Origin of the sequence: Massilia sp. CCM 8734, assembly GCF_011682155.1 — a bacterium.
Classification (GTDB): Bacteria; Pseudomonadota; Gammaproteobacteria; order Burkholderiales; family Burkholderiaceae_D; genus Telluria_A; species Telluria_A rubra.
In genome coordinates, this window is sequence record NZ_WHJI01000009.1 from 160381 (window position 1) to 177291 (window position 16911).

General features: G+C 64.8%; 10 protein-coding genes and 1 pseudogene. 7 read left to right on the forward strand and 4 right to left on the reverse strand.

The features are described 5' to 3' along the window. The first annotated feature begins 163 nt into the window (after positions 1 to 163). The 3 genes and pseudogenes from F2P46_RS11030 to tolA all read left to right on the forward strand — a co-directional run bounded on the left by F2P46_RS11030 (position 164) and on the right by tolA (position 4822). The gene (locus tag F2P46_RS11030; protein WP_166888846.1) at positions 164 to 973 is read left to right on the forward strand and encodes an EAL domain-containing protein; all 810 of its coding nucleotides are present in this window, start codon (positions 164 to 166) and stop codon (positions 971 to 973) included. A 410-nt stretch (positions 974 to 1383) separates the two neighbouring features. Next, positions 1384 to 2737 (forward strand): annotated as a pseudogene (locus tag F2P46_RS11035) (IS110 family transposase). Between the two features lie 306 nt (positions 2738 to 3043). After that, positions 3044 to 4822 carry a cell envelope integrity protein TolA gene (gene tolA / locus F2P46_RS11040; protein WP_166888849.1) on the forward strand — a complete coding sequence of 593 codons (1779 nt, stop codon included), beginning with the start codon at positions 3044 to 3046 and terminating at the stop codon, positions 4820 to 4822. 39 nt (positions 4823 to 4861) lie between these two features. Here the strand turns inward: tolA and F2P46_RS11045 are convergent, their stop codons facing one another. Continuing rightward, positions 4862 to 5707, reverse strand: coding sequence for a VCBS repeat-containing protein (locus F2P46_RS11045; protein ID WP_166888852.1), 846 nt, complete (start codon positions 5705 to 5707; stop codon positions 4862 to 4864). A gap of 220 nt (positions 5708 to 5927) precedes the next feature. Further along, positions 5928 to 8021 carry an ATP-binding protein gene (locus F2P46_RS11050; protein WP_166888854.1) on the reverse strand — a complete coding sequence of 698 codons (2094 nt, stop codon included), beginning with the start codon at positions 8019 to 8021 and terminating at the stop codon, positions 5928 to 5930. 156 nt (positions 8022 to 8177) lie between these two features. On the opposite strand from F2P46_RS11050, the gene F2P46_RS11055 reads away from it, so the two are divergent. The 4 genes from F2P46_RS11055 to F2P46_RS11070 all read left to right on the forward strand — a co-directional run bounded on the left by F2P46_RS11055 (position 8178) and on the right by F2P46_RS11070 (position 14944). Then, positions 8178 to 9308, forward strand: a complete 1131-nt coding sequence (locus F2P46_RS11055; RefSeq protein ID WP_229509224.1) for a polysaccharide biosynthesis/export family protein — start codon at positions 8178 to 8180, stop codon at positions 9306 to 9308. Positions 9309 to 9329: 21 nt separating this feature from the next. Continuing rightward, a complete protein-coding gene (locus tag F2P46_RS11060) occupies positions 9330 to 11603 on the forward strand; it encodes a polysaccharide biosynthesis tyrosine autokinase (RefSeq protein ID WP_166888857.1) in 2274 nt (757 codons plus the stop codon). 233 nt (positions 11604 to 11836) lie between these two features. Further along, positions 11837 to 14176, forward strand: coding sequence for a DUF1565 domain-containing protein (locus tag F2P46_RS11065; RefSeq protein WP_166888860.1), 2340 nt, complete (start codon positions 11837 to 11839; stop codon positions 14174 to 14176). A 54-nt stretch (positions 14177 to 14230) separates the two neighbouring features. After that, entirely contained in the window at positions 14231 to 14944 is a 714-nt protein-coding gene (locus tag F2P46_RS11070) for a class I SAM-dependent methyltransferase (RefSeq protein ID WP_166888863.1), read from the forward strand. A gap of 133 nt (positions 14945 to 15077) precedes the next feature. On the opposite strand, the gene F2P46_RS11075 is transcribed toward F2P46_RS11070, so the two are convergent. Both F2P46_RS11075 and F2P46_RS11080 read right to left on the reverse strand, forming a co-directional pair. Then, a complete protein-coding gene (locus F2P46_RS11075; protein ID WP_166888866.1) occupies positions 15078 to 16274 on the reverse strand; it encodes an acyltransferase in 1197 nt (398 codons plus the stop codon). 43 nt (positions 16275 to 16317) lie between these two features. Beyond that, positions 16318 to 16911 carry a membrane-associated phospholipid phosphatase gene (locus tag F2P46_RS11080; RefSeq protein ID WP_166888869.1) on the reverse strand — a complete coding sequence of 198 codons (594 nt, stop codon included), beginning with the start codon at positions 16909 to 16911 and terminating at the stop codon, positions 16318 to 16320.

Here is a 16911-nt window from a genome sequence, read left to right on the forward strand (position 1 = left end):
GGGGGCATCTGCAAACGACTATTTTCGCGTTTCGATAGAAGCATTTTGCGCATAAGCGCCTGGGGTCGATATGCACCGGCCGCATATCGATTGGCGAAACGATTCCTTCGCCGGCGCGCGCGGCGCGACTAGACTTTCCCCTTTACCTACAGCGAGACATGTAATGCCTTTCCCTACCTTGAACACTTACCTGGCCCACCTGTCCGACCCGGACCGTCCGGCCAGCAGCGTGTGGCTGGACTCGGCGGGCCGCGCGCAGGGCAAGTATTTCAACTGCACCATCACGAGCGCCTTCCAGCCGATCCGCGCGCTCGGCAGCAGCCGCATCGTCGCCTATGAAGGCCTGGCGCGCAGTGCTTCGGCGGGCGATGCCGGGCTTTCGCTGTGGAAACTGCTCGACCACGCCGCCAGCGACGACGAATCGATCGAGCTCGACCGGCTATGCCGCATGCTGCACGCGATCAATTTCTTCCGCCAGGACGAAGCCGGGCACAGCGACCTGTACCTGAATGTGCACGACCGTCTGCTCAGTGCGGTCAGCAGCAATCACGGGCACGCCTTCAAGCGCATCCTGGACGCGCTGGACTTGCCGGTCGGGCGCATCGTGCTGCAACTGCCAGCCACCACGCCGCAGCAGGGATGGCTGCTCAACTACGTGGCCGACAACTACCGGCGCAACGGCTTCCGGCTGGCCTTGAATGCGGCTTCGGTGGTGCAGGCGCAGGCGATGGTGGCCGAGCAGAGGCCGCACGCGATCAAGCTCGACGCGCGCTACCTGTCGGGCGGGGTCTCGCTCGAACCGCTGCTGGAGGCGGCCCGGGCGGCTGGCGTGCGGCTGATCTTCAAGCGGGTCGAGACGGCGCCGGCGATCGCCACGGCGGAAGCCGTTGCCGATTTGCCGCTGTACGCACAAGGCTTCTTCCTCGACCAGCCGCAAGCGTCGCTGGTAACAGAGGCCGCCTTTGCCGCCTGACTCCCCCACCGCCGGTGTCAGGTCTGACATTCGGACACGGCCTCAGCTATTACCGCCGGTGTCTACCTCCGGTGTCACCTCCGGTGTCAGGTCTGACATTCGGACACGAGTTCATCCACGACGCTGTCCAGGCCGTGTCCGAATGTCAGCGTAGTAATCGGCGGGCCGCCGAAAATCGCGCCGAAGAAACAAATATAGGGTATTTGTGGCAGAGTGGAATGAGGCGCTGCGCAAGACCGATAGAGCAATGGTGCGATTGCCCGAATGTCAGCGTGGTCCCGGATACCTCATCGACATTGGTGAAGCGGGTAGGCGCTTTGAACCGCCGACACCGCTATCCCGTTTAAGAGAGTGAGCACGACGACGTTCCACTGCAGCGCCCCATTCCAATCTGAATGATGGAGCTAACGATGGCAGAACGCAACCGAAAATTGACAGGCAAGTCGAGCGGGCAGCATCGCTCCCTGGAGATTGCCTATCCGAACGCTGCGGGTATCGATATCGGCAATGCCGCCCATTTTGTGGCGGTACCGCCTGATCGCGATGACTATCCGGTACGCGAATTTCCCAGCTTTACGCAAGACCTGCATGCCCTGGCTGACTGGCTCACGGCCTGTCGGGTCGATACCGTCGCCATGGAATCGACCGGCGCGTACTGGATACCGCTGTTCGAACTACTGGAAGCACGCGGTTTCAAGGTGCTGCTGGTCAATGCGCGCCACGTCAAGAACGTTTCCGGCCGCAAGTCCGACGTGCTCGACTGCCAGTGGCTGCAGCAATTGATGAGTTATGGTTTGCTGGCCGGCGCATTCCGTCCGGACGACGAGGTGTGTGCTGCGTTCGCTGTGGCGCCAGCGTGCCAGGCTGTTGCGCGAGCAAGGCAGGCAGGTTCAGCGTATGCAGAAGGCGTTGACCCAGATGAATATCCAGTTGGCCAATGTCATCTCCGACATCGCCGGTGTCACGGGACAGCTGATTGTGCGCGCCATCCTTGCCGGCGAGCGCGATGGCCATACCCTGGCGGCACTGAAAAACGGCCGCATTCACGCCAGTGAGGATGAGATCGCCCGCAGCCTGCAAGGCAACTGGCGTCGGGAATATTTGTTCGACTTGGGCCAGAGCGTGGCGATGTTCGACTTCATCGGCACCCAGTTGGCGCACTGTGATCGCGAAGTCGACCAGCAGTTGCGACTTCTGCAGAGCCATGATGCGTTGCCGGAAAAGAGCGGCAAGCGCAAGGGGTCGCGCAACGCGCCCGAGTTCGACCTGCGTGCGCGCTTGTTTCAGATGTGCGGCGTGGACTTGACGCGGATCGACGGCATCAACATTACCACCGCGCTGGCGGTGGTATCGGAAACCGGCGCCGACCTCACGCGCTTTCCGACCGTGCGACACTTCACCAGCTGGCTTGGCTTGTGCCCGGGGACAAAAATCAGCGGTGGCAAGATTCTGAGTGCAAAGACCAAGCGCGTCGTCAACCGGGCGGCACAGGCGCTGCGTCTGGCGGCGGCCTCTTTACGAGCCAGCAGGTCCGCACTTGGCGCCTACTACCGCCGCCTATGCGCCCGAATGGACAAACCCAAGGCTGTCACTGCGGCGGCACATAAACTGGCACGGCTCGTCTACACCATGCTCACCCGGGGCGAGGAATACACCGATCAGGGCCAGGAGCAATACGAGCATCAGTATCGGGACCGTCTGCTACGCAATCTTGCAAAACGCGCGGAACAGTTGGGCATGACACTTACCCCGGCTACCGCATGAACAACACCGTGGCCGGGAGGGGGCGGCGGTGTTGTTTCTTAAGAGACCTGACACCGGGGGGGGGCCGTGGATGAACTCGTGTCCGAATGTCAGACCTGACACCGGGGGGTAAATGTCAGACCTGACACCGGGGGGTAACAGAGACAGCCTTTGCCGCCTGACCCCAGCACCGGCGGCGGGGGTGTGCACGCGACGCATTATTTCTCATTGGAAGGGCCTTTTCGCTTAGAATTCGGGGGCTATTAACGAATTTTGGGCAGGGGCAGGTATGGCATCAGCGGCAGGTGGGCGTAACGATATGGTCGCATGCGTCCTGGCGCGGTAGGGCAGCGCCGTTCGCCGCCGGATCAGGGCAGCCGGCGCCTGGGCGGCGCCCTGCTTGTTTCGCTGCTGGTGCATGGCTTGATTCTGTCGCTTCAGTTCGGCATTCCCGCGCTCGGTTTGCCCGGCTCGGCCACGCCGATCGAGGTGCGCCTGGCCGATGTCGCCGATCAGCCCACGCCAGTACCGCCGCTGGATACGCCCGCTCCGCTTGCGCCACTGCCTTTGCCGTCACCCCTTCCCGAGCCCGACAAGCCGGCAACATCGACCGGCGGCATGCGCCTGATCGACCCGGTGCCGACTCCGGCGCCCGTTCCCACCCCCGTCACGCTGCGCTTGGCTGTCAAGAAGGACAAGCCGCGCAAGGCCAAGCGCATCAGCCCGCCATTGCCGGCCACCGATGCGCTGGCGATGGACTCGCGCGTGATGGTCCAGGATTCGGTGGTGAACGATTTCGCGGTGCCGATGCCGCGCCCGGAAGAGGCCGAGCAGAAAACCATCGATCTCAAGGAAGCCCAGCACGGCACCGACGATGGCACCGAAGCGACCAGCGCCGCCGAGGTCGCGGAAGCGGCGCGCGTAGCCCAGCTGGCCGAGACCCGGCGCGCGGAGGAGGAAGCCGAGCGGCTGGCGGCGCAGCGCAAGCTGGAGAAGGAAGAGGAGGCGCGCAGGCTGGCCGAGTTGCAGGCACGCCAGCAGCAGGAGAAGGCCGCGGCCGCTGAGACGGCGCAGCAACAGGAGCAGCAGGCCCGCGTGGCGCAGCAGGCGCAGGTGGAGGCCAACGCCGCGCGCGAGCGCGCCAGCGTGCTCAGGGCCGAGCAGCAGAAAACGGCGCAGTTGGCGCTTCAGCAGAAGGCCGAGCAGCAGAAGGCGGAGCAACAGAAGGCGGAGCAACAGAAGGCGGAGCAACAAAAGGCGGAGCAGCTGCGCGCCGACCAGCAAAAGGCCGACCAACAGAAGGCCGACCAACAGAAGGCCGAGCAGTTACGCGCCGACCAGCAAAAGGCGGATCAGCAAAAGGTCGAGCAGCTGCGCGCGGAACAGGCGAAGGCCGAGCGTCAACGCGCCGAACAGCTCGCGGCCGAGCAGCAGGCAGCGCAGAAGGCGGCCGAACAACAAGCCGCGCAAAAACTGGCCGAGCAAGCCGCCCAGAAAAAGGCCGACCAGGCCGCGCAAGCCGCCGAATCCGCCCGCCAGGCGGCGCTGCAACGCGGGCGCGAAGGCAGCGGCACCCAGGCCGCCAATACGCCACCCGGTGGCACCGCCGCCGGCGCTGGCAGCGGCGCCGGCGGCAAGGCGGTCATCCCCAAGAACCTGCTGGGAAGCGAGCTGTCGAACCGCGCGCGGGAAATGGTCAAGGGCCTTGATATCCTCTCCGGCACGCCGCCGCCGCCGATGCGCGACGAGCGCCGCGTGGCCGTCGGCGCGGCCGAACGCGATCTGCCCTTGCGTATGTACGTCGAGAGCTGGCGCCAGAAAATCGAACGCAATGGCAGCGCGAATTATCCGCGCGGCTGGGCCGATGTGGAGCACACGCACGCAATGGTCAACGTGGCGGTGCGCAGCGACGGCACCGTGCAGGATGTGACGATCCTGCGTTCGAGCGGCCGCGCCGACATGGATGAAGCGGTGCTGCGCATCGTGCGCGTGAACGCGCGCTACTCGCCGTTCCCGCCGAATATCGCCGCGCGCTACGACGTGATCGATATCCGCCGCGTGTGGCAGTTCGGCGACAACCTCAAATTGATGGAAGAAGTGCGCTAGCGCGTGTTGCGAAGGCGCGGAAATGCGCCTTCTGCACGGTTACGGTACGAACTTGCTCAACTGGTTGTTCGAGATGAACAGTTCTGCCGCGCCACTGACGCCCCTGCCTCTAACCGAGCACGTGGGGACCGCGTCCCTGGGGATTGACGGGAAGATCACCGTGACGACCGCGCCGGCCTCCATGCGCCGGGAAAGGGTGTGCGTCCTCGTGCTTGGCGTGCATCGTGCCGTCTCGAGGTTGCCAACGATTCCGTTGTTTCTGACATGTAGGATATACCCGCCACCTAAAGCCCGCGTGATGTTAAAAAGCTCGAAATCGGGCCGGACGCCCTCGAGGTCGGTGTCCGCGAAGCGTCCGGCCGGATCGGCAAGGTCGATCCACACGTGTCCCGCGCTGTCCCGGCAGACCAGATCGGCCCGCCCATCGCCGTTCTGGTCGGCGAGGAAGGTGAGCGCGCCGGCATGCGTGCAATAGTTGGTGTCAAGCCAGAAGTCGGTGCCACCGTAAAAATCGGCGCCCGCGTAGTCGATCCAGAGCCGGTTCGCGTCTTTGCACAGCAGGTCGGCGCGGCGGTCGCCGTTGATGTCGCCGATATACAGCGTCGCGCCGGCGTGGCTGCAAAAGCCAATCGTGGTGTTGCTCCAGCGTTCTTCCAGGCCGGTGGCCTCGGCCAGGGCAACCCACTTGACGCCGGTACTTCTATCGTGGCAGACCGCGTCGAGCCGGCCGTCGCCATCCACGTCGCCCGTGAGCCACTGGGCGCTGCTGTGGGTGCACCACGACGCGGGTATGGCGGCGTGCGCTTGATCCGGCATGAACATAACGGCCGCCGCGACGAACAGCACGGCGGCCTGCAGATGTTTGAATGGCGTGAGAAGCAACATAGAACCTCCGGAGAAAGCAGTCAAGCCAGTAGTGGCTGAGGTTCAGGATAGATTGCCTTCCTGCGCCTGCTTCGATCCTGCTCATACTCCGGTACGGTGAAACAGCATGCGCCATGCAGCCCTGTTGGACTGTCACAAGTTGATGCGATTCATCTAAATCGATGCGCCCGGATGCGTCGGCCGCCGCTTGCATCAGCTTGCGCAAGCGCCGCAGCCACGCTCACCTGCCGGCCGGACCCTGGCCCTTGCGTTGCTCCACCAGCGCGGCCAACAGCCGTTCGACCGCCTCCAGGTTGGCCGGTTTGATCAGGTGATGGTCGAAACCGGCCTCCTTGCTGCGCGCGCGATCGTTGTCGTCGCCCCAGCCGGTCAGCGCCACCAGCACCAGCGGTTCCAGCTGCGCCATGCCGCGCAGCCGGCGCGCCACGTCATAGCCATTCATGCCGGGCATGCCGATGTCGAGGAAGGCCACGTCGGGCCGGAACTGTTCGGCCAGCGCCAGTGCGCGCGCGCCGTCGTTGGCCACGCGGCTGGTATGGCCGATGATTTCCATCAGTTCCGACAGCATGTCGGCGGCATCCTGATTGTCGTCCACCACCAGCACGCGCAGGCCGTTGGCGACGCTGCCGCAGGACGTGTCCGCGCCGGGTGCCTGCGCCGCCACGTCGGGCGCGAGCGGCAGGCGGATGTCGAAGCGGCTGCCTTTGACGGTCGCGTCGCGCACCAGTTCAATCGTGCCGTGATGGAGTTCGACCAGCCGGCGCGCCAGCGACAGGCCGATGCCAAGGCCGCCCTGGGCGCGGTCGAGCGAGGCGCCCACTTGCGAAAACATCTCGAACACGGTCAGCGCCGATTCGGGCGGAATGCCGATCCCGGTGTCGCGGATCGAGAGCACCGCGTGCGCGCCGTCGCGCCACGCCAGCACATTGATGCGACCGCCAGCCGGGGTGTACTTGGCGGCGTTATTGAGTACATTGCCGATCACCTGGGCGATGCGGGTCGGGTCGGCGTCGAGCGGCAGCGACTCGGGCGCGATGTCGAGCGAGAGCGTGTGGCGGTTGGCGTCGATCAGCGGCATGCTGGTTTCGACCGCGCTGGCCACCAGTTCGCGCACCTCGACCCGCACTGGTTTGAGTTCCAGGTTGCCGCGCGTGATGCGGGCGATGTCGAGCAGGTCGTTGACCAGGGTGACCATCTGCGTCACCTGGCGTTCCATCATGTCGCGCACGCGCGCCACCGTGGCCTGGTCGTGTTCGGCCATGCGCATCACCTGCAAGCCATTCCTGATGGGCGCCAGCGGGTTGCGCAGTTCGTGCGCGAGGATCGCCAGGAATTCGGTCTTGCGGCGGTCGGCTTCGCGCAGCGCTTCGGTGGCGCGCACGCGTTCGATGTGGGCCCATGAACGCTCCACGGCCTGGTCGACCAGCGCCACTTCGGGAGCGGTCCACTGGCGCGGACAGTCCTGGTGCACCGCCATCATGGCCACCAGCTTGCCTTCCTTGACCAGCGGGCAGCAGATGATTGCCTTGCAGCCGATGGCGTTGAACATGGCGGCGCCGTCGGCTTCATCGAGCTCGCGGTCGACGTCGCAGATGCGCAGCGTGCGGCCTTCGCGCATGTCGCTGGCGGCGCGCGCGCCGAACAGGTCGAGCGAGTACACCCCGACCGTGCTGACGGCGCCCGGCGCGGTCCAGTCGTGGCGGATGGTGAAGCGGTCGTTGTCGCTTTCGACGTCGGCGTACGGGCAGCGCGTGGCGCCCAGATGCTCGCCGAGCATGCGCGTGGTGAGCTCCATGATGGTTTTGGAATCGTCCGCGTTGCGCGTCGCCTGGCTCATGGCGTCGAGCAGGCGCAGGCGCTCTTCGACGCGCTTGCGTTCATCGACGTCGATATGAATGCCGACCCATTCGGTGATCGCACCGGCGGCGTCGAAAATCGGCACCGCGCGCGCATTCATATAGCGGTGCTGGCCATCGGCGCGGCGCAGGCGGTGTTCGATCTGGTACATGCTGCTGGTGGCCAACGCGGCGTGCCAGGCGGCGGCGGTGCGCTCGCGGTCGTCGGGATGGATCGCTTCGAGCCAGCCCCAGCCGTTGAACTGTTCCTTCGATTGGCCCGTAAATAGAGTCCAGCTCGCCTGTTCCCCTTCCAGGCGCCCGGCGGCCGACGCCAGCCACAGGATGGCGCTGCTCGCCTGCACCAGGGAACGGTAGCGTGCTTCGCTGGCGCGCAGCTCGTCGCTAGCGTGGCGGATCGCCGCGAGGTCGGTGTTGTCGGTCGTACAGTTGTGCTTAGGGGGAAAGGCGTGGGGCATGGTCTGTTTTTACAGAAAGTTAGTCGCTCGCATTTAACCACGAGCTTGCCAGAAAAGGGTTTTTCCTGTCGCCACTGCTGTAAAAAAATGCGTGCGGACGGGGTTTGATGTGGAGCAAGACCGGGCCGGTGGGGCTCACTTACTCTGGACTGAACAATGTTTATCTTGATAAGCACCCTGAAAATGCCAACCTACCTATCCAAGACACTGCCGGCGCTGCTGTTGCTGGCCACCCTGGCCGGCTGCGCCGGTTACCGCATCACCGGCGCCAGGCTGTCCGGCGCGGCCAGCGGCCCCGTGCCGCCGACCGAGTTGATCACAGAGCAATTGATCGACGCCGAAAAAACCTTGCGCGCCCAGCGCGGCAGCCAGAGCCTGGCGCACCTGGTGGTGCGCAATCCGCCGCCGTACGTGATCGGCAGCGGCGACATTCTCTCGATCGTGGTGTGGGACCATCCGGAGCTGGCGGGGCAGGGCGTTGCGGCCTCGTCCACGGCGGTGGACTCCCATAGCCCGGGCGCCCCGCCGCCGGCCGGCTTCGTGGTCGATCACGAGGGGCGGGTGCAGTTTCCGTTCGCCGGGGCGCTGACCCTGGCCGGCCTGACCGAGGAACAGGCGCGCGCGCTGCTCACCAAGCGCCTGGCGCACTACATCACCAAGCCGCTGGTCACCTTGCGCGTGCAGGCTTACCGCAGCAAGCGCGTGTATGTCGATGGCGAAGTGCGCTTGCCGGGCTTGCAGTCGATCAACGATATTCCCATGACCCTGGTCGAGGCGCTCAACCGCGCCGGCGGCATGCTGCCCAGCGCCGACCAGAGCCGCATCGTGCTCGAGCGCGGCCACGCGCGCTACCAGGTCGGCTTGCGCGGCTTGGTGGCGCGCGGCATCAATCCGGGCAGCATCCTGCTGGCGCCCGGCGACGTGGTGCGGGTTCACTCGCGCGACGAGAGCAAGGTGTTCGTGTCGGGCGAAGTGATCACGCCCAAGGCGCTGACCATGCACGACGGGCGCCTGACCCTGAGCGAGGCGCTGGGCGAGTCGGGCGGCATCAGCCCGCTCAGCGGCGACGCGCGCCAGGTGTATGTGGTGCGCCGCGCGCCCGAGGGCACCCGTGTGTACCAGCTCGACGCGCGCCGCGCCGGGGCGCTGGCGATGGCCGAGGCCTTCGAACTCGAACCGCGCGACCTGATCTATGTGGCAGCCTCGCCGCTGGCCAACTGGTACCGCAGCGTGAGCATGCTGTTCCCCGGCGCACTGACGCAGGCGGTCACGCTCAGCCGCCCCTGAACTTGCATTGAGGACATTCATATGAACTATGCCGACGACCTGCGTCCATTGCCCGCCCCCAAGCCCTTGCCGGTGCCCAGCCTGCCGCCGCCGGCGCCGCCGCCCGGGCACGAAGCCGCGCCGCACGAGATCGACCTGCAGGGCTACGTCAACATCCTGTACGACAGCCGCTGGCTGATCGGCGCGGTCACCGCCGTGGTGACCATGCTGGCGATCATGTATGCGCTTGTCGCCAGCCCGGTGTACGAGGCGAACCTGATGATCCACGTCGAGGAAGAAAGCCCGAACGCGTCAAAAAACATCCTCAGCGAAGTGTCGTCCCTGTTTGAAACCAAGAAGGCGGCCATTGCCGAAATGGAACTGCTGCGCTCGCGCATGGTTATTTCGCACGCGGTCGACAACCTGCAATTGTTTGTCGATGTGCGGCCCAAGTATTTCCCCGTGGTCGGTTTCTGGTTTGCCAACCGCAAGTCGAACGAACTGACCGAACCCGGCATTTTCGGGCGCGGCGGCTATGTGTGGGGGCCGGAAAAGGCGGACGTGTCGGTGTTCGAGGTGCCCGAGGCCTGGTACAACCGCACCTTCACGCTGACCGCAGCCGGTAACGGACGCTATCACCTGTCCGGCGGCGGCTTGCCGTCCGCCTACGAAGGCGTGGTCGGCACCACCTTGCGCGCCACGGTGGCCGGGGCCGCTTTCGAGCTGCGGGTCGACCGCCTGAGCGCGTTGCCGGGAGCGCAGTTCCGCCTGACGCGCAGCTCGCGCCTGGCTGCGATCGAACGCATCCAGACGGCGCTGGTGATCACCGAGCAGGGCAAGCAGTCGGGCATCATCGAAGTGCGCCTGCAGGGGCCGGACGCGCAGCGCATCAACAGCCTGCTGGGCGAAATCGGCCGCGAGTACATGCGCCAGAACCTGGCGCGCAAGACCGAGGAAGCGGAAAAATCGCTGGCGTTCCTGAATTTGCAGTTGCCTGCGCTCAAACGCCAGCTGGAAGACTCCGAGGAAAAGTACAACGGTTTCCGCAACAGCAAGGGCAGCATCGATATGCGCGAAGAAGCGCGTATCAGCCTGCAACAGGCGGCTGCGGCGCAGACGCGGCGCCTGGAACTGGAGCAGAAGAAGACCGAGTTGCTGCAGCGCTTCACGGAAAACCATCCGATCGTGCAGGGGATCAAGCAGCAGCGGCGCGAAGTCGAGGCCGAGATTGCCGAAGTGGCCAAGCGGATCCGCACCTTGCCGGTGCTCGAGCAGGACGAATCGCGCCTGCTGCGTGAGATCAAGGTGAATACCGATCTGTACACGGCGCTGTCGAATACCGCTCAGCAATTGCGCCTGATTTCGGTGGGCCGGGTCAGCAATGTGCGCCTGATCGACGCGCCGATGGCGCCCGAACGCGCGCTCAAGCCCAACCGGCCGCTGATCGTGGCGCTGGCGGTGGTCACCGGCCTGTTCCTGGGCGTGCTGCTGGCGTTTGCGCGCAAGGCCTTCCTGGGCGGGATCGACAATCCGCAGCGCATCGAAACCATCCTCGGCGCCCGCGTCGTGTATGCCAGCATTCCTCACAGCACGCATCAGGAGCGTCTGGAACGCAGGGCGCGGGGTGGCAATGTGCTGCCGATCCTGGCGCAGGTGGCGCCGGAAGACATCGCCATCGAAAGCTTGCGCAGTTTCCGCGCGGCATTGATGTATACGATGCCGTCCTTGAAGAACAACATCGTGATGTTGGCGGGGCCGGGCAGGGCGATGGGCAAGTCGTTTCTGTCGGTCAATTTTGCCGCCGTGCTGGCGGCCAGCGGCAAGCGCGTGTTGCTGATCGATGCAGACTTGCGCAATGGTCACCTGCACCGGTATTTCGGGATCAGCCGCGAGCGTGGATTGACCCAGGCGATTGGCGGCGCGCAGACGATCGACGAGGTGATTCATCGGGGCGTGCTGGACAATCTCGATGTCATCCCGACCGGCGCGCTGCCGCCGAATCGCTCGGAGTTCTTGCAGCATCTAAATTTTTCCAACTTGCTCGAGGTGGTCGGCAGCCGCTACGACATCGTGCTGATCGATCCGCCGCCGATCCTGGCGGTGTCGGACGCGCTGATGATCGGCGCGCATGCCGGGGCGGTATTCATCCTGGCGCGGGCCGGGGTGACGACCGCGGTCGAAATCACCGAGTCGATCAAGCGCCTGAACCACGCCGGCATCACGCCGCAGGGTGTGTTGTTCAATGATATGGCCTTGCGCGTGGGCAGCTACGCGTATCAGTTCAAGTACACCCAGGTGCCGCAACTGGAACAGTGAGCGGCTCGCGCAGGGGCGAGCGCACTCAACGGTAGCATCTTCTAATCAATTTCACTCTAGAAACGCGACAGGCCGGCACCGGCCCGCCGCGTTTTTGTCATTTTATGTTTCCCTAAAGAAAATAATTTTGATCATTTGATTACACAGGTGAATTTACTTGAGTAAACACTGAACCTAAACATTTGACGCAGATCAAACCTTGCTCATTTACTTGATTGAGCGAGGAACTTTTGATGAACAAGCTATCCAGTTTTGCGTCGGATTTCCGCTTTAACGCGAGCATCTGCGGCGGCGTCGCCGTGTTGCTGTCCGCTTGCGGCGGTAGTACCAGCAGCAATGGCAGCAACCCGACTCCGGCGCCGCAGTTCGCAGCCCTCACGTCAGCCCTCACGTATAACGGCGCCTTCGCGCCGCTCGACTTGTATGTGTCACCTACCGGCGCCGATACCAATGCGGGCACGCAGGCGGCACCCTTCAAGACCATCGCCCGCGCGGCCCAGGCCGCAACGCCGGGCACCACCGTCCGCGTGCTGCCGGGCACTTACGCCGGCGGATTTCGCACCAATGCCAGCGGCACCGCCGAAGCGCGCATCCGCTATGTGTCGGAAGTGCCGTGGGGCGCCAAAATCGTGCCGCCCGCCAATTCCACTAGCACCGCGGCCTGGGATAATCGCGGCAGCCACGTGGAGATCGCGGGCTTCGAGGTCGATGGCAGCGGCGCCCAGGCTGGCACCAAATGGCTGACGGGCCTGTACACCGGCGGCTCTTACAGCACGGTGCGCAACAACCACGTGCATCACATCGCGCGCACGGTCCCCTGCGCCGCCAGCGGCGGCGGCATCGGTTCGGACAGTTACTACAAGGGCAGCGCCAACGATGTCAGCGCGAACGTCGTGCACGACGTGGGGCCGGCCGGCTGCGCCAACTACCTCGGCATTTATATCAATACGGCGGGCAGCCGGGTCGATAACAACCTGGTGTACGCGGTCAGCGACGCCGGCATCCGCCTGTGGCACGACGCGACCAACGTCGTGGTGGTCAACAACACGGTGTTCAACGCCGCCACCGGGATCGTGGTCAGCGGCAACGGCGGCTACAACGGCAGCGTGCCGAACGACCACACGCGAGTCAGCAACAACATTCTTTACGATAACACTAGGTACGGCGTGCAGGAAGTCGGTTCCACGGGCCTCAACAATCGCTACAGCAACAATCTGATTTTCGGCAACGGCACGCCCTTCATGCTGAACAACGGCCTGCAGCCGGTCGGCACGGTGGCGGCCGAACCGCAGTTCGTCAACTACGTGCGCACCGGGGGCGGCGACTACCGTCCGGCGAGTACTTCGCCGGCCAACGCGGCGGCGCTGCCTGCGGATGCGCCTGCGACCGACCTCGACGGCAAGCCGCGCACGGCCGGGACGGGCTTCGACATCGGCGCGTACCAGCATGCGGGCATAACGCCGACGCCGACTCCTACGCCGACTCCGATACCGATTCCTACGCCGACACCAGAGCCGACCATCCCGCCGACGACCTACAATTTTTTCGTGGCGTCGAATGGCTCCGACACGGCTGCCGGCACCAAATCGGCGCCGTTCAAGACGATTGCGCGAGCCTCGCGCGCGGCCTTGCCGAGCACGACGATCCACGTAGCGGACGGCACGTATCCGGGCGGCTTCAAGACAACGGTCAGCGGCACCGCGGCTGGCCGCATTTATTATGTCTCCAGCACAAAATGGGGTGCGAAAATCGTACCGCCAGCGAGCTCATCAAACGACACCGCATGGGACAACCGTGGAAACTATACCGACATCATCGGCTTCCACATCGACGGCACCACCGCGCAGAGCGGTACCAAATGGACGCACGGCATCTACAATGGCGGCTCTTATGACATGATTCGCGGTAATTGGGTGCACCATATCGCCACCAAGGTCCCCTGCACCAGCGCGGGCGGTTCGGCCATCGGCGTGGACAGTTACTTTCGCGGCATCAAGTCCGACGTCGTCGGCAATCTCGTTCATGATATTGGACCGGCGGGCTGCCGATTCGTTCAGGGTATTTACGTCAGCACCTCGGGCACGGTGAAAAACAACGTGGTGTATCGCGTGGCGGAAGGGGGTATCCATCTCTGGCACGATGCCAACAACGTGATCATCACCAACAATACGGTGACCGCATCGCATACCGGCATCATCGTCGGCGGCGGCGACTACTATCACACCACCGGCCCGAACAACGACACCATCGTTGCCAACAACATTGTGTACGACAACGCGATGGGGATTTCGGAGCAGGGCCAGACCGGCACCCGCAACCGCTACACCAACAACCTGGTGTTCCAGAACCCGACCTACAACTTCAGCCTGAAGAACGGCCTGACGCACAGCGGGACCGTGAGCGCCGATCCGCAATTCGTTTCCTACACGCGCAGCGGCACGCCGGACCTACACCTGCGCCCGACCTCCCCGGCGATCGGAAAGGGGACGCCGACCAATGCCCCGCCGGTCGATTTCGACAATAAGCCGCGCAATGCGACAAGCGGCTATGATATGGGCGCATACCAGCATTGAGCGCGTGTGGGTAGTGTCAAGGAAAGCCCATGTCATGCTTGTTAGGATGGTGGCATGGGTTTACGTGACGAACATTCCATCGAACAAGAACGCATCCGCTCCGTCTGCCGCGCCTGGATGGTGGACGAGCGGATCGCCGCGTACGCATGGCACCGGCCGGAAGTCATGGAGCTCGATGCGGCGCGCTCGCGGGTTGCCGGCGAGCTGCTGGCGCAGACGCTCGGCCCCGAGCTCGGCAAGCTGCGCGTGGTCGACGTGGGCTGCGGTTCGGGCGGCTTCCTGCGCCAGCTGGTCGACTGGGGCGCCGATCCCTGCCGACTGGCGGGCACCGAATACCAGGAGCAGCGGCTGGTGCTGGCGCGCATGCGCAGTGCGCCGGGCATCCGCTGGCACCTGGGCGACCTCGACTTTGCCGCACCGGACAGTGTCGACCTGGTGGTGGCCAACACCGTCTTTTCATCGATCCTGGGAGCGGATGCGCGGGCGGCGCTGGCGCGCGACATGTGGCGCAGCGTGGCGCCGGGCGGTTGGTGCATGCTGTTCGACTTCCGCTATAACAACCCGCGCAACCCGAATGTGCGCCGCGTCACGCGTGGGGAGCTGCGCCGGATGTGGCCGGCGTCGGAGAGCCGCTACCGCACCTTGCTGCTGGCGCCGCCGATCGCGCGGCGGCTCGCTGGCGCGCCGCGCATCCTGTCCGGGTTGCTGGTGACCTTCGCGCCGCCGCTGCGCTCGCACTTCATCTACATGGCGCGTAAGCCTGGCTGAGCGGGGTCGCATCCGCGCACCGTTGTCACACCACCGTCGCACTCGGCACCGTCGCACTCGCCTTCATCGCACCTCCATCGCATCACCCGTCGCACCCGCGCCAAGACGGGTGCGGTGGCGGGTCCGCCCTTGCTTACCGCTTGGCGGACACCGGCTGCGGCACGCTATCCGCCCGGCCCATCAAGCACGCCTTCATCCGGCGCCGCACCGCGTAAGTGCGCGCTTCGAACAGCAGATAGAAGCCGTACGCGCCCACAATCACCGCAAGCAGCATGAACAGGTAGATTCCCAGGTCGCCCACACTGTCGGCGGAAAACTGCCGGCGCCCGAACAGGGTCATGCCGACGTGGCCGATGATGCCCAGCAACGGAATATGCACCACGTACAGCGTAAACGAAAAGTTCGAAAAGAACACCGCCACGCGCCGCAACGGCCCGACAAACCGCTGGTCCGCCGGCAAGGGATTCACCGTACTCGACAAAAACAGCAAGAACAGCACGCTCAACAACAGGTCTTGCGGAAACGAGGCGATGACCATGTCATCATTGCTACCCTTTAAGCGGAACACCACCGACGCCATCCCCAGCACCACCAGCAGCAGCGCGCGCAGGGACGTGCCGCATTCCACGCGAACCCGTGAGAACGCCGCGCCGAGCAGCCAGATCGTGAAGTACAGCACCATGTCGAAGGGCAGCAGCATGCCGATCAGCAGCAACACGAGCGTCGCCAGCACCCGCCGCGTGCCGCTCCCCGCCGCCAGGCACATGACCAGCAACGGAAACATAATGTAGTACCACGTTTCGTTGGACAGGCTCCAGAGCGGGAAGTTCCCGCCAAATTCCGGCACGACGATGGTTTGCAGTCCGAACAGGTTGCCGGCCAGCGCCGTGACCGAGTAATCGTTGGCGCGCGAAAAATCGGGTGTGTGCGGATCGATCACGCCGCTGACGATGCCGCTCGCCAGGATCAGGACAAAGGTCGGCAGCAGCACCGTCCACAGGCGCGTGACGCGGTCGATCGCATACGCCTTGATCGCCTGCGGCTGGCCCAGCTTGTTGAGCAGGCTGCCGCCGACCAACCAGCCGCTGATCAGGAAAAACACCACAACGGCCTGGTGCGCGAAACCGGTCAGGAACGACAGCGCCTGGTACCACAAGGCGGGATCTTCCAGGGTGCGCAGGCCGGGAAAAAATCCCGCGCGCACGTGGGCGGCGGCCACCTCGATCGCCGCCAGGCCGCGCAGCAAGGAGATGAGCAGGGAGTGCAAGGAGTCTTCCCCCAGCTGGCTTTCTCTCAGAAAGCGAATGCTGGGCATCGGATGCGGTTTCATGATGCTTTTTCCCATGAGTTATATGCGTTATCGGTCTGTCGATCTACAAGGGGTAGACCTGGGTGTTGCCGCTAAGCAGACGCGCGGCGCGGATCATCCAGTAGCCCAGGTGCGCCCACTTCATCAGCCATGCCGCCGCCAGCAGCGCCCCCGTGGCCGGCAGCAGGCCCTTCAACGACAGCGCGCTCACGCCGGCGGCCCCGAGCCGGATGCTGCCGAGGCTGATCGCCGCGCCCAGCAGGCAGCCCGCCAGCGCTTCGGCCACGCTGTGCTGATGGTCCGCCACCAGCAGCGCGCCAGTCAGCGCCCCCACGCCAAGGCCGAGGCGCAGTGCGCGCTCGCGCCAGCCATCGGCGCGGCCCAGCGCGAGCATCCAGAACAGCATCGGAAAAACCGCGCTGGCGCCCGCCGCGTGGCCACTCAGTGCCTTGTAACCGAGCAAGGGCACGCCGCCGCCCCAGCCGAGAAAGACGATCTTGCTGACCGCCACCAGGCCCAGCCCGGCCCCCAGCAGCAAGCCCCACCAGAGCGCCAGGCGCCAGGCGCGCGCGGCCAGCATCCACGCCAGCAGGGCGGCGCCGAGCGGCATCGTCACGCGCGGGTCGCCCAGGTGCAGGAGGAAGGTCAGCTCGCTCAT